We start from the raw sequence: 13333 nt of genomic DNA, 5'->3' as shown, positions 1-13333 counted from the left end.
TTTAATTAGTTGCTGTTGCAGTGCTGTCTGTTGCTGCTGCAGGTTCAGCTGCTCCGCCTTCTGCTTGGTAGCTTGCTACTTCAACACCCTCGGCTGCTTTTGGATTCGCAGGTTTGGTATCACGCAATGTGACGATGTAGTTACTTACCTCAGCAATCTGTGCTGGAGTTAATGTTTGTTCCCAAGGAACCATCCCTTTATCTGGCACACCGTATTTTACAGTTTTGAAGATGTCTTTAATCTCTCCACCGTGTATCCAGAATCTATCGGTTAGGTTTGGACCGATTGTTCCTTCACCCGCTTGTCCGTGACATGCTTGACAATTTGCTGCAAATATCGCCTTACCGTTCGCTGCTAACGTACCGGTAGCATCAATCTCTACGGTGTTCTCATCAAATGCATTTGCTGATTTGGATAAAAATTCGGCCTTCTCAATCTCTGCCTGTGCCATCTCACGTTCGTATTCCTGATCTTGGTTCAGTCCACCAAATACGTGGTAGATCAAAATATAAACTACCGCGAATACAACTGTAGAGTAAAATAACGCGTTGAACCATAATGGAATAGGATTATTCAACTCAGCAATACCATCGTACTCGTGATCTTCGATCTTCAAAGACTCTTCTTGTTCGATAGGTTTTAAACCGATGAAGTGATTCCATCTTCTAGCCCAAGCTGATTGGCTTGAAGCTTTTCGCTCTGCTTTTAGGCGAGCTTCTTCTTGTACAACATCTGGCATCGTCACTTTCAACATCGTGCGCAGGGCCTTGTTGATCGTAATGGCTGCAAATAAAACCGCGATCAATACGATGAATACGACGATATAGAAAATATCATTATATAAATTTCCCGTTCCAAACGTCTGTGGTGCTGCTGCTGCAACTTCTGTAGCAACAGTGTCTTGTAATATCATAGAAATCATAGGTCTTGTCTATTCGGGTAATTTGTCTAATTCGCGCTCAGTATCCTCCAATGGCAATTCCTTCATATAGTCCACAAAGTTTTTCTTCATGGTGAATAACATGACACTCACTAGGATAAAAAAGCTAAGGAAGATACATAAGGAGACGATCAAGTAAATCTCGTCCCCGTGTAAATTTGTTATCTGCTTAAACATAATCTTTCTTTTTCTATGTTAGCTATTAGTTATTGTTATCTATCGTTGCAGCTTCGTTATCAGCTTTTGGTGCAGATTTAATATCGGTACCTAAGCGCTGTAAGTAAGCAATCATCGCAACGATCTCTTTGTTCGGTTCTACTTCCACTTGGTTGGCAGCTAGATCTTTCACAATTTCTAGTGCTTGTTTTTCCGAATCTTCAACCGCGTTATTAATCTCTGCATCCGTGTATGGAACGCCTAGATTACGCATCACTTTCATCTTACCAGTTAAGTATTTAGTTTCGATATCTTGGCTAATTAACCATGGATACTGAGGCATGATACTACCTGGTGAAGTGATTGTTGGATCTAACATGTGGTCATAGTGCCATTTGTGAGGATATTTACCACCGATACGGTGCAAATCTGGTCCTGTACGTTTTGATCCCCATAAGAATGGACGGTCATAAACGAACTCACCGGCTTTACTATATTCACCGTAACGTGCTGTTTCCGAACGGAATGGACGAATAGTTTGCGAGTGACAGTTCACACAACCCTCGCGGATATATAAGTCGCGACCTTGTAATTCTAATGCTGTATATGGTTTTACAGAACTGATTTTTGGAACGTTGCTACTTACTGTAAACGTTGGAATCATTTCCACGATACCACCAATCAAGATTGCGATCAAAGCCATCACTAAGAATAATAGTGGCTTGCGCTCTAAACGACGGTGTTGTGAACGTTCTGTTGTATGTACTGGCTCTAAAGCTGGTGCTTCAGCAGCTTCGTTTGCTACTAGTTTACCTTGTTTTACAGTTTTGATTAAGTTGTAGGTCATTAATATAACCCCTACTAAATACATCGCTCCACCTGCTGCACGCATCATGTGCATTGGTAAAATCTCTAAAGTAGTCGCTAAGAAGTTAGGGTATTTCAATACACCCTCTGGAGTAAAGTCTTTCCACATTAAACCTTGAACTACAGCCGCCCAGTACATCGGGATTGCGTAGAATAAGATACCTAATGTACCGATCCAGAAGTGCGTATTCGCCAATTTCTTAGAGTAAAGGTTTGTTCTATAAATTCTTGGGAACAACCAGTAAAGGATTGCGAAAGTCATGAAACCGTTCCATCCTAATGCACCAATATGTACGTGTGCTGGAATCCAGTCAGTAAAGTGCGCAATAGCATTTACTTGTTTTAATGATAATAATGGTCCTTCTAATGTCGCCATACCGTAACATGTCAATGCTACGACCATGAATTTCAACATTGGCTCAGTACGTACCTTATCCCAAGCACCACGCAAGGTCAATAGACCGTTGATCATACCTCCCCAACTTGGTGCGATCAACATGATGGAGAACACAACTCCTAATGACTGAACCCAGCTTGGTAATGATGTATATAATAAGTGGTGTGGTCCGGCCCAAATGTAGATGAAAATTAAGGACCAGAAGTGTAGAATACTTAATTTATAGGAATAAACAGGACGATTAGCCATCTTAGGTAAGAAGTAATACATCATTCCTAAGAAAGGAGTAGTTAGGAAGAACGCAACAGCGTTGTGTCCGTACCACCATTGTACTAAAGCATCTTGAACTCCTGAATACACATAGTAACTTTTCCAGAAACTCACCGGAATCTGAATAGCATTAACAATGTGCAATACAGCAACAGTTACGAAAGTTGCGATATAAAACCAAATAGCCACATACATGTGACGCTCTCTACGTTTGATAATGGTACCAAACATATTGATTCCGAAAACGACCCAAATTACAGCGATAGCGATATCGATTGGTAATTCCAATTCCGCATACTCGTGCGAAGAAGTGATACCTAATGGAAGTGTAATCGCTGCGGCTACAATGATTAATTGCCAACCCCAGAAATGGATCTTACTGAGTAAATCGCTAAACATCCTTGCTTTCAACACGCGTTGCATTGAGTAGTAAGCCCCCATAAAGATGGCATTACCAACAAAGGCAAAAATTACGGCATTGGTGTGCAAAGGTCGGATACGACCGAAAGTAGTAAATTGGGTGCCGAAATTCAGTTCGGGCCATACTAGCTGCAAGGCTATTAATAGACCCACCGTCATTCCGATGATACCCCATGTTACAGTTGCGATTCCAAAATCTCTGACAATCTTGTTGTCATAATTAAATTGCTCTACCTGCATTATTCTATTAAATTAAGTTAACCTGATTCAAAGGTACCGGTAACCACATGACATTCTAATGATAAACCGAAGCACTAAAATGTGATATACATCACATTTTGTCCTTTAACCATAAAATGATGGTAGAAATGGAACATTAGTTAGCCGCTTTAGTCGTTACTCTATATTTTTCAATTGGATAGCTAATGAGACAAGAGTCTCATTTTTATAAAAGGTAACAATAATATTTATCATATGTTTTAGGAAAGGGCATAAAAATCAGGTTGGTATACCCAAAGAATCAAACACCTTATCAGTTAGTAATCAAAGCATAAGAGGCTAAGCAGCGTTCAGTAATATTAAGGCAATACAACAATAGTACCTGACAGGAGACAAAAACCTAATACCGCCTATCTGAAATTTAATCAAACCCCAATCATAACCCTTTCGAAAGGGTTATGATTGGGGTTTGTATTGGGTTTGAAAGGGCTTTGAAAGGGAAGAATGTCGAAGCAGTCACATCACTCGGTTGGTGTAACTCTTAAAGACAGATCCTATAAAATAAAAGAAGCTGCCCTTTTGAGGCAGCTTCTACTAAAATAATATCTAGTATTATATTTTTCCCGACTAACTATTTTCTAAGATAGTTTTCATAGAAATGATTTTATAAACATACGCCGCTGTTTCAGCATTAAGCTTTAGCTCGTAGTAATTATCTTTCTTCTGTCTTCTTAATGAAGCGCGAAGACTACCTCCTCCTACGTTATAGGCAGCAGCAGCTAAAGTCCAATCACCGAATTCTGCATGTAGCGATTTCAGATATTTGGCAGCAGCATGTGTTGATTTAACGAGATCGAGACGTTCATCAACAGTACCATCAACGCGCAATCCGTAAAGTCTTGCCGTTGCTGGCATAAACTGCCAATAACCGCCAGCACCTTTATGCGACGTTGTGGATGGACTTAAACTACTTTCAACAACTGCAATGTACTTGAAGTCTTCGGGTATCCCATAACTTTTAAGAATCTTTGCGATGCGTGGTAGTAATTTGTCCGCCTTCTTGTGGATTTGATTTGAGGGCTTTTTAATATAGGCAAACTTGCTTAAGTACTTGTCTATTCTTTTTCTGAAAAAGCTCTCCTCGTGGGGGATAGTTTCGTTTGCAAAGGAGATTTGGCTATAAAAATCATCCTTAGAATTCTTTTTTGATAGTTCCTTAGCCGCAATGACTTGGGACATCATAGACTGATCTAGGGCCTTTCTAAAAGGATCAGTCATCGACTCTGGTTGGGGGTTTGAGTATAGTTTTGACAACAACATTACCGTCAAAAGCATACTACAACATAATACTCTTTTTTTTATCATTTATTCCCTTACTGCTACCCTATCCACGATATCAAATCGATCAAAAAATAGCTTGGTTAAAAAAACAGCCTCAAAGATAAGGCAAAACAGAGCTATGCGCCAAATAGTTACAATCGCATAGCACGTTAAGAAAAGTTAAAACCTTGTAAAATCATTGTTTAGACAACTTTAAACGGATTTGTTGAATATTAATAAATTGTAACATTTTTTGAAAAATTTGGATTATAAATTATTTTTATTAAAAGTATTTCTGTATCTTATAAGATTTGCCAGCCAAGAATTGTCTTCTCAATCTAACATTAATGCAGCAATAAATATATTGCTTCGCCTGTATCAAAAAATTAACTATCTTTGTGGCTCAATTTTTTTAAAATTATGCCATTTAGCAGCAACAGGAACAGTCGAGAGGACAACTCCAAAAAACCAAGAAGCAACTCAGATAGCTTCCGCGGGGATAAAAGATCATCTTTTAACTCCTCAAGAGATTCTAAATCTGGTAGACCAGACCAGGACCGCAAATTCAACAAATTCGACAAATCAGGATCACGCGATAACAAATTCGAAAGAGGAAATCGCGATGACAAGTTCGACCGCTCGAATAGAGACAACAAATTCGAAAGACCTAACAGAGATAATAAATTCGACCGTCCGAGCAGAGATGGCAATTTCGACAGATCTTCTCGCGACAATAGATATGACCGCCCAAGCAGAGACGGTAATTTCGACAGACCTTCTCGCGACAACAAATTTGACCGCCCAAGTAGAGACGGAAAATTTGAAAGACCGAGCAGAGATAACAAGTTTGATAGACCGGCTAGAGATAATAAATTCGATAGACCTTCTAGAGACAATAAATTTGACAGACCATCTCGTGATGGCAAGTTTAGCAAGCCATCAGGCGACCGTAAATTCGGGAAACCTAGATTTGGCAACGACGATAAAGGCTATGGCGATAGACGCCCATCTAGAAGATTCGAAGATGGTGACCAAAATAGAGACTTCCGCGATCGTAGAGATGACCGCAGAGACGACCGTAACGATGGAAGAGCAAGAAGATCTGCTTCTCCTGACAGAAAATTCCAAGCAGATGCTAACGACGACGGACTAATCCGTTTGAACCGTTACATTGCAAACTCAGGCATTTGTTCTCGTCGTAAAGCTGACGAGTTGATCGAAGCAGGGGTAATCAGCGTGAATGGTGAAGTAGTTACTGAATTAGGCTCAAAAGTTGACCCGGCAAAAGACGAAATCAGATATAACGATGAGCGTTTGAAGCGTGAGAAAATGGTTTATGTACTTTTAAATAAGCCAAAAGATTATATCACGACTACTGATGATCCGCAAGAACGTAAAACGGTAATGCACTTGGTTTCGAAAGCGACAAAAGAGCGTATTTACCCGGTTGGACGTTTAGATAGAAATACAACAGGCTTATTGTTGTTAACTAACGATGGTAATTTGGCTGAGAAACTTTCTCACCCAAGAAACAACATCAGCAAGATCTATCAAGTTGAGTTAAGCAAGAACTTAACACAAGGTGATTTCAACAAAATTCAGTTCGGTATTGAGTTGGAGGATGGATTTATCAAACCAGACGATCTTAGCTTCGTTGTAGGAGCTTCGAAACGTGAGATCGGTATTCAGATCCACAGCGGTAAAAACAGAATCGTACGTCGTATCTTTGAATCATTAGGATACGAGGTCGTAAAGCTTGACCGTGTAGTTTATGCAAACTTAACGAAAAAGGATCTTCCGCGTGGTCGTTGGAGATATCTAGAAGAAAAAGAAGTTGTTCAATTGAAACATTTGATGAAATAAGAAGAAGACGCCAAATGGCGTCTTTTTTATTCCCCACTTTTCGTATTTTTAAAAAAACAAAAAACATTATGACAGATCCAAAGTGTTTAACATCGGTTGCAGAATTTCATAAAACATTTCAACATCCGATTTTAGATTCGCCAACAATCCCTTCAGAAACAAGATGTAAACTACGGGTATCCTTGATAGCAGAGGAATTGAAAGAACTTCAAGAGGCTATTGATGATAAAGATATCGTAGAAATTGCAGATGCTCTAGCTGATATTCAATACGTATTATCGGGCGCAATTTTAGAATTTGGACTTGCTGAAAAGTTTAACGATCTGTTTAATGAAGTGCAGCGCTCGAATATGAGCAAAGCTTGTAAGACGGTAGAGGAAGCTGTAGCAACCCAAGAACACTACCGCGCAAAAGGCGTGGAATCCTATTACAAAGAAATTGACGGCAAGTTCTTAGTATTCCGCAAAGGCGATGACAAGACTTTGAAATCAATTGCATATTCGCCTGCTGATCTAAAGTCTATTATTGAAAGATAAGTAAAATATAGGGTATGATATCGTAATCTTTCGAATGAGTATTACGGATAGAATCATTTATCGACAGCGTGTCGACCTGCATATCATAAAAAAAGAAGAGGATGATCATTCATCCTCTTCTTTTTTTTCTGAAAGTTATTGTTGTTTTTTCAATTTAAACCAATAAAAAATCAGACCAGTGATTGTTCAAGGGTCTATTTTTTTGTCTGGAATATTTTGTTTCTGTTTCTTAAGTATTCTTCTTGATCAAAAAAAGGACTTTATTACTAAAAACAAGAGTATAATTTTTTCTTCGAGCTCTAAAGGCATCAACTGTTGGTTCTTAAACGTCTGTTATCAGTTTTTTTCACGGGGAGTCTAACCACCAAAAAAAGGTCGATCTTTTATTTATAAGACGTGTTCTTCAGGGTACTCAATTGTTTCTGTAATCTGTCAATTCTTTTAAGTCTTCTATTTTCCAGTATTTTTATATCCTGGGGATGTAATTGATAGGGTTCCATGTCCCTCAGCACATGGTATGCAGCGGTCAATATCTTATGTGCAATGGCTATTGTCGCCTTCTTATGTCCTCTTCGGGCAGCGATCTGGTGATGCTTGACTGCAAGTAAGGGATTGGCCTTGGATCTAGAAGCTACCCATGCGGCCTCTACGAGCGTTGTCTTGAGATACTTATTTCCATGTGTTGTTCTGGAGGAATACTTTTTTCCTGCACTCTCATTGTTGCCCGGGCAAACACCAGCCCATGAGGAAAGGTTCTGATGTGTTGCAAATTGGGTCATGTCCGTACCGATCTCTGAGACGATTCCTAATGCTACTTTGGAAGACACTCCCGGAATAGTCTCCAGTAGTTCCAGCTCCCGATACATGATCCTTGCGTACTGTTCCATCTGAGCCTCTGATTGTGCTATTTGTAGATTGATATGATCGATGGATTGCAGTATAAGGGTCAACATGAAGCGGTGGTGATCTGTGACCTTGCCAGTAAGTGCTTTAATCAGTTCTGCGTGTTTCTTGACCAGTGAACCCTTGGCCATGCTTGCCAACAGCAAAGGATCGCTCTGACCTTTAGCCATGGATCGGACCATTTCCATGGCGCTTACACCGAATACGTCGCTGACCACGCTCCGCAGTTTGACGTTGGCAGATTCAAGGATGTTCTGCAACCGGTTCTTTTCTGCAGTCCGCATCGCGATCAGCTTGCGTCTATGTCGGTAGAGCTCCCTGAGCTCCCGGATATGTTGTGCTGGAATGAAGCTACCCTTCAGTAGACCGGAAAGAAGCAGTTTGGAGATCCATTCGCTATCCTTCTTATCGGTCTTCTGCCCCGGAACATTCTTGATGTGGCGGGCATTGACCAACAAAATGTGAAAGTAATCTTCCAAAACCGCGTAAACCGGTCGCCAGTAAACACCGGTGCTCTCCATGGCAACCTGTGTAATGGAATGGGATTGAAGCCATTGCACTAAATCATACAGGTCATCCGTAAAAGTTAAGAAGGTTTTTGTCTCTGTATCAAAATCACTACCTTTAATGGTAGCAACTACTGTGTCTTTATGGACATCCAGTCCACAGCCACGATCAAGAATAAAGGGTAATCCGCTGACAGCCATAGGTCTTATATTTATTGGTACTAAGATACCGTTTTGGCTAAATGCCTATTGGGACTATGAGCCCGTGACTTTCATGGCTGTTGGTGATACCCGAGTATCATGAATGTTTTTCTGAAAGTTATTGTTGTTTTTTCAATCTAAACCAATAAAAAATCAGACCAGTGATTGTTCAAGGGTCTATTTTTTTGTCTGGAATATTTTGTTTCTGTTTCTTAAGTATTCTTCTTGATCAAAAAAAGGACTTTATTACTAAAAACAAGAGTATAATTTTTTCTTCGAGCTCTAAAGGCATCAACTGTTGGTTCTTAAACGTCTGTTATCAGTTTTTTTCACGGGGAGTCTAACCACCAAAAAAAGGTCGATCTTTTATTTATAAGACGTGTTCTTCAGGGTACTCAATTGTTTCTGTAATCTGTCAATTCTTTTAAGTCTTCTATTTTCCAGTATTTTTATATCCTGGGGATGTAATTGATAGGGTTCCATGTCCCTCAGCACATGGTATGCAGCGGTCAATATCTTATGTGCAATGGCTATTGTCGCCTTCTTATGTCCTCTTCGGGCAGCGATCTGGTGATGCTTGACTGCAAGTAAGGGATTGGCCTTGGATCTAGAAGCTACCCATGCGGCCTCTACGAGCGTCGTCTTGAGATACTTATTTCCATGTGTTGTTCTGGAGGAATACTTTTTTCCTGCACTCTCATTGTTGCCCGGGCAAACACCAGCCCATGAGGAAAGGTTCTGATGTGTTGCAAATTGGGTCATGTCCGTACCGATCTCTGAGACGATTCCTAATGCTACTTTGGAAGACACTCCCGGAATAGTCTCCAGTAGTTCCAGCTCCCGATACATGATCCTTGCGTACTGTTCCATCTGAGCCTCTGATTGTGCTATTTGTAGATTGATATGATCGATGGATTGCAGTATAAGGGTCAACATGAAGCGGTGGTGATCTGTGACCTTGCCAGTAAGTGCTTTAATCAGTTCTGCGTGTTTCTTGACCAGTGAACCCTTGGCCATGCTTGCCAACAGCAAAGGATCGCTCTGACCTTTAGCCATGGATCGGACCATTTCCATGGCGCTTACACCGAATACGTCGCTGACCACGCTCCGCAGTTTGACGTTGGCAGATTCAAGGATGTTCTGCAACCGGTTCTTTTCTGCAGTCCGCATCGCGATCAGCTTGCGTCTATGTCGGTAGAGCTCCCTGAGCTCCCGGATATGTTGTGCTGGAATGAAGCTACCCTTCAGTAGACCGGAAAGAAGCAGTTTGGCGATCCATTCGCTATCCTTCTTATCGGTCTTCTGCCCCGGAACATTCTTGATGTGGCGGGCATTGACCAACAAAATGTGAAAGTAATCTTCCAAAACCGCGTAAACCGGTCGCCAGTAAACACCGGTGCTCTCCATGGCAACCTGTGTAATGGAATGGGATTGAAGCCATTGCACTAAATCATACAGGTCATCCGTAAAAGTTAAGAAGGTTTTTGTCTCTGTATCAAAATCACTACCTTTAATGGTAGCAACTACTGTGTCTTTATGGACATCCAGTCCACAGCCACGATCAAGAATAAAGGGTAATCCGCTGACAGCCATAGGTCTTATATTTATTGGTACTAAGATACCGTTTTGGCTAAATGCCTATTGGGACTATGAGCCCGTGACTTTCATGGCTGTTGGTGATACCCGAGTATCATGAATGTTTTTATGATAATGAGTAAGCTGAACCTTGCTTCACTCCTCTTTCTTCTAAACCTTTATCAATTTTCGTCTGAATACCGGATTTCGGGAATCCCCAATTGGGTGCAATTAACAGTTCTTTGTCTGCAATCCCGAAAATACGTTGAATGATGATATCCGGACGCAGAAGCGGAATAAACTTGCTCAGGAACTCTGTATACTCCTCGATGCTAAATAAGTGGAATGGCTCTCGCTTATATTTAACGCCCATGATGGAGCCCTCAACAATATGTAAGTGATGTAATTTAACAAACTTAATCTTCGGATGTTTATTGATTTCTTCCGCGTATTTAAGCATCATCTCTTCCGTCTCCCAAGGGAATCCAAAGATCGTATGCACACATAGCTCTAAAGATGTATTCTCTAGCATCTTCATAGTAGACAAGAATTCATCGTGAGAGCATCCGCGATTAATCCGCTCTAGTGTATCGTTGTAGATAGACTCCATGCCCATCTCTAAGTCAACATCATAGCGATGAGTATAACTCTCCAACAAAGCTATCTTTTCGAAATCAAGACAATCAGGACGAGTACCAACCGAAAGCCCCAGGGTATGTTCCGGGCATATGCTTAAAGCCTCGTCATACATCATCTTCAGTAAATGCGTAGGTGCGTAAGTGTTTGTGTTTGGTTGAAAATAAATAATGAACTTCTCAGCACCATAACTATTTCGAGCCCGCTCAATCCCGTTCTCCACTTGCTCTCTGATAGATGGAATCTTGCGAGCCGTATCTGGTGTAAAAGAGTCTACATTGCAGTATGTACATCCGCCATATCCCTTCGAACCATCCCGATTAGGACAAGTAAAATTACCATCCACAATAACCTTGAACACTCGCTGCCCATTATACTTCTCCTTCAAATAAGCACCATAGTGATTATAAGGTTTAACTCCATTATCTAGTTGCGTCGCCATAAGGGTACAAAGGTATGAATTAGATTTTAGACTTTAGATATAAGAGTTATTAGATATTAGACGCTAGATATAAGACAATAGAGTATGGCTTCTCTGGATATCTCTAATAGAGATTAGATATTAGACATAAGATTTTAGACATGCTGTCTGAACTTTTGGTTTAGAAAGGGAATTTTGTTTTGAATACCAGGAAAGGAAGGATGCAAGGATAAACAGGATCATGTTGAAAGAAAAAAAGGAGTCGTTTCTGAACAAAGAAAGGAAGGATTAAAAGATGAGCATGATCCCGCCAATCCTTAAATCCTTCCTTTCCTTGTTCAAGACAAACATCAAAAAATCATCTTTCCTTACCAATCCTTCCCCTTCACGCAAAAGCAACTCACAAAGAAAGGGATCAGTTTCAAAACCTGTGGATTACGCAAATAATTTGGTCAATCTGAACAGGAAGAAATTAATGTCACCTACACCTCTAAATTGACTTCTGAAAGCTTTTATCTTTGCATTGAAAGATTCTGCTGAAGCATTTGTACTCTTGTTGTCGAAGTAGTTCAATATTTTTTTGTGATGGATATTTATGGTTCTGGAGACGGTGTTGAATGACTTGAAGCCGGCCTGTTCCACTTTATCCGCCCATTTTGCCAACCTAGTAAAAGCGTAGATCTTATCTATGGTGGTGTTGAATATCCAAGAGAGTTCTTGGGATAGCCTGTACGCCTTTTCAATATCAGGATATCGCTCAAAGAGTACAGCAGCCCTTTCTCTTTGCTCCAAAGTCCATTTATGTTCACTTTTATAAAGCAGGTATCGGCTTCTTGCAAGTAACTGTTTGATGGTGTCACTGTTGGATAGGACTTCCGGAAAATAGGTTTCTTTATTCTTTCGTGCTTGGTCAATTGCCTGATTTTCATCGTCAATGGCCTGCCAGCGGTGCTTTATCCTTATTTCCTGAAGCGCTTCGGTAGCAAGTTGCTGAACATGGAAACGGTCTATTACCTGAACAGCATTGGGAAAGCATCTTTTGGCTATCAATCCCATATTACCGGCTAGATCAAGCGTTATCTCTTGAACTTTATTTCGTAATCTCTGTGGGATCTTTTGAAGGATCGGGATAATGTTCTCTGATTTTGTCCCGTTCAGTATGGCTACAATAGTCCCTTTTTTGCCCCGTGCTTCTTTATTGGTGACAACGGTATAGAGCTCGCCATGGGATAGGCAGGTCTCGTCAATAGAAAGATGGCCGCTGACATTCTGTGGGAAGATCAATCCATCTCGCGCATTTTCGCGATGCTCCCAATCCTGGAAACCGCTCAGTTTATTGCGGTAGTATCTCCTTAGTTTACTGGCTGATATCCCATAGAATGAACTGATGGTCTGAATGCTATGAGCCTGGTTGTCCGCTGATACCTTTTAAAAAAGCTGCGAAATCCTGTGTGATGCGCGTCCCTTTGGCTACTAGTTCCCAATTTCTGTAGACTACTTTATCGGTATCCTGGTTGAGCCACCTGCGGCGCTTGACATGAAGATAGACCTGCATGCCACGGATAGGAAAATCTTGAAGGGTAACGGGTTCGAAAAACCCCTTGGAAATCAACTTCTGGCCTTGATATTCTTCAGGTGTAGTATTGACTTCCTCCAGAAAGATATCCAGTCTTTTTTCTTCTTTGGAATAGTGGGTCATCTCAAAATAATCGGAAACTCCTTCGGGAATAATTAAGGGCATTAAAGCGTTGAAAGATTCGTGCATCTGTATAAATATCAAAGCACAAATATCTAATTATTTTTTATCCCCTCCACAACTTTTGTACATGATCCAAAGAAAGGCGCCCTATCGGCGCCCTACTCTAATATCTAATGTCCAAAATCTCGCAGTCTAAATACCAAAAAAGCCCGTCATCTTTCGATAACGAGCTTTTCGTATAAAAATAGGCGCCGACCTACTCTCCCACCTGTTACGGCAATACCATCGGCTCTGGCGGGCTTAACTTCTCTGTTCGGAATGGGAAGAGGTGGACACCGCCGATATAGGCACCTGAATATCTTTTTGTTGAACCTGCACTTTGCAAGTAACAACATTGACATGTT

Annotated in this window: 11 protein-coding genes and 1 rRNA gene; 2 read left to right on the top strand and 10 right to left on the bottom strand. The window is 40.8% G+C overall.

Translation table 11 applies throughout. From position 1 onward, the window contains the following. Nucleotide 1 precedes the first annotated feature (1 nt). From DSM08_RS05700 to DSM08_RS05685, 4 genes are all read right to left on the bottom strand, one after another. A complete protein-coding gene (locus DSM08_RS05700) occupies nucleotides 2-913 on the bottom strand; it encodes a cbb3-type cytochrome c oxidase N-terminal domain-containing protein (protein WP_246172483.1) in 912 nt (303 codons plus the stop codon). An 18-nt stretch (nucleotides 914-931) separates the two neighbouring features. Further along, nucleotides 932-1117 carry a hypothetical protein gene (locus DSM08_RS05695; RefSeq protein WP_149525254.1) on the bottom strand — a complete coding sequence of 62 codons (186 nt, stop codon included), beginning with the start codon at nucleotides 1115-1117 and terminating at the stop codon, nucleotides 932-934. A 25-nt stretch (nucleotides 1118-1142) separates the two neighbouring features. Further along, a complete protein-coding gene (ccoN, locus tag DSM08_RS05690; protein WP_149525253.1) occupies nucleotides 1143-3290 on the bottom strand; it encodes a cytochrome-c oxidase, cbb3-type subunit I in 2148 nt (715 codons plus the stop codon). Nucleotides 3291-3896: 606 nt separating this feature from the next. After that, a complete protein-coding gene (locus DSM08_RS05685; RefSeq protein ID WP_187773984.1) occupies nucleotides 3897-4547 on the bottom strand; it encodes a lytic transglycosylase domain-containing protein in 651 nt (216 codons plus the stop codon). A 462-nt stretch (nucleotides 4548-5009) separates the two neighbouring features. Between DSM08_RS05685 and DSM08_RS05680 the strand changes: the two genes are divergently transcribed. Continuing rightward, entirely contained in the window at nucleotides 5010-6452 is a 1443-nt protein-coding gene (locus tag DSM08_RS05680) for a pseudouridine synthase (RefSeq protein ID WP_149525251.1), read from the top strand. 68 nt (nucleotides 6453-6520) lie between these two features. Then, complete coding sequence (locus DSM08_RS05675; RefSeq protein ID WP_149525250.1) at nucleotides 6521-6988, top strand: pyrophosphohydrolase domain-containing protein; 468 nt, start codon at nucleotides 6521-6523, stop codon at nucleotides 6986-6988. A gap of 383 nt (nucleotides 6989-7371) precedes the next feature. Here DSM08_RS05675 and DSM08_RS05670 read toward each other — a convergent pair whose 3' ends face one another. The 6 genes from DSM08_RS05670 to rrf all read right to left on the bottom strand — a co-directional run bounded on the left by DSM08_RS05670 (nucleotide 7372) and on the right by rrf (nucleotide 13284). Further along, complete coding sequence (locus DSM08_RS05670) at nucleotides 7372-8598, bottom strand: IS110 family RNA-guided transposase (protein ID WP_149525249.1); 1227 nt, start codon at nucleotides 8596-8598, stop codon at nucleotides 7372-7374. Between the two features lie 366 nt (nucleotides 8599-8964). Continuing rightward, a complete protein-coding gene (locus DSM08_RS05665) occupies nucleotides 8965-10191 on the bottom strand; it encodes an IS110 family RNA-guided transposase (protein WP_149525248.1) in 1227 nt (408 codons plus the stop codon). Nucleotides 10192-10300: 109 nt separating this feature from the next. Further along, the gene (locus tag DSM08_RS05660) at nucleotides 10301-11251 is read right to left on the bottom strand and encodes a TIGR01212 family radical SAM protein (RefSeq protein WP_149525247.1); all 951 of its coding nucleotides are present in this window, start codon (nucleotides 11249-11251) and stop codon (nucleotides 10301-10303) included. A 414-nt stretch (nucleotides 11252-11665) separates the two neighbouring features. Next, a complete protein-coding gene (locus DSM08_RS05655; RefSeq protein WP_223110908.1) occupies nucleotides 11666-12601 on the bottom strand; it encodes an ISAon1 family transposase in 936 nt (311 codons plus the stop codon). 28 nt (nucleotides 12602-12629) lie between these two features. Continuing rightward, the gene (locus tag DSM08_RS05650; RefSeq protein WP_149525245.1) at nucleotides 12630-12995 is read right to left on the bottom strand and encodes an ISAon1 family transposase N-terminal region protein; all 366 of its coding nucleotides are present in this window, start codon (nucleotides 12993-12995) and stop codon (nucleotides 12630-12632) included. 177 nt (nucleotides 12996-13172) lie between these two features. Further along, a 5S ribosomal RNA gene (gene rrf / locus DSM08_RS05645) occupies nucleotides 13173-13284 on the bottom strand. Between the last annotated feature and the right edge of the window lie 49 nt (nucleotides 13285-13333).

This window comes from Sphingobacterium hotanense, from assembly GCF_008274825.1.
GTDB classification, from domain to species: domain Bacteria; phylum Bacteroidota; class Bacteroidia; order Sphingobacteriales; family Sphingobacteriaceae; genus Sphingobacterium; species Sphingobacterium hotanense.
The sequence above is the reverse complement of the archived record's forward strand: the minus strand, read 5'-3'. Positions and strand labels throughout refer to the sequence as shown.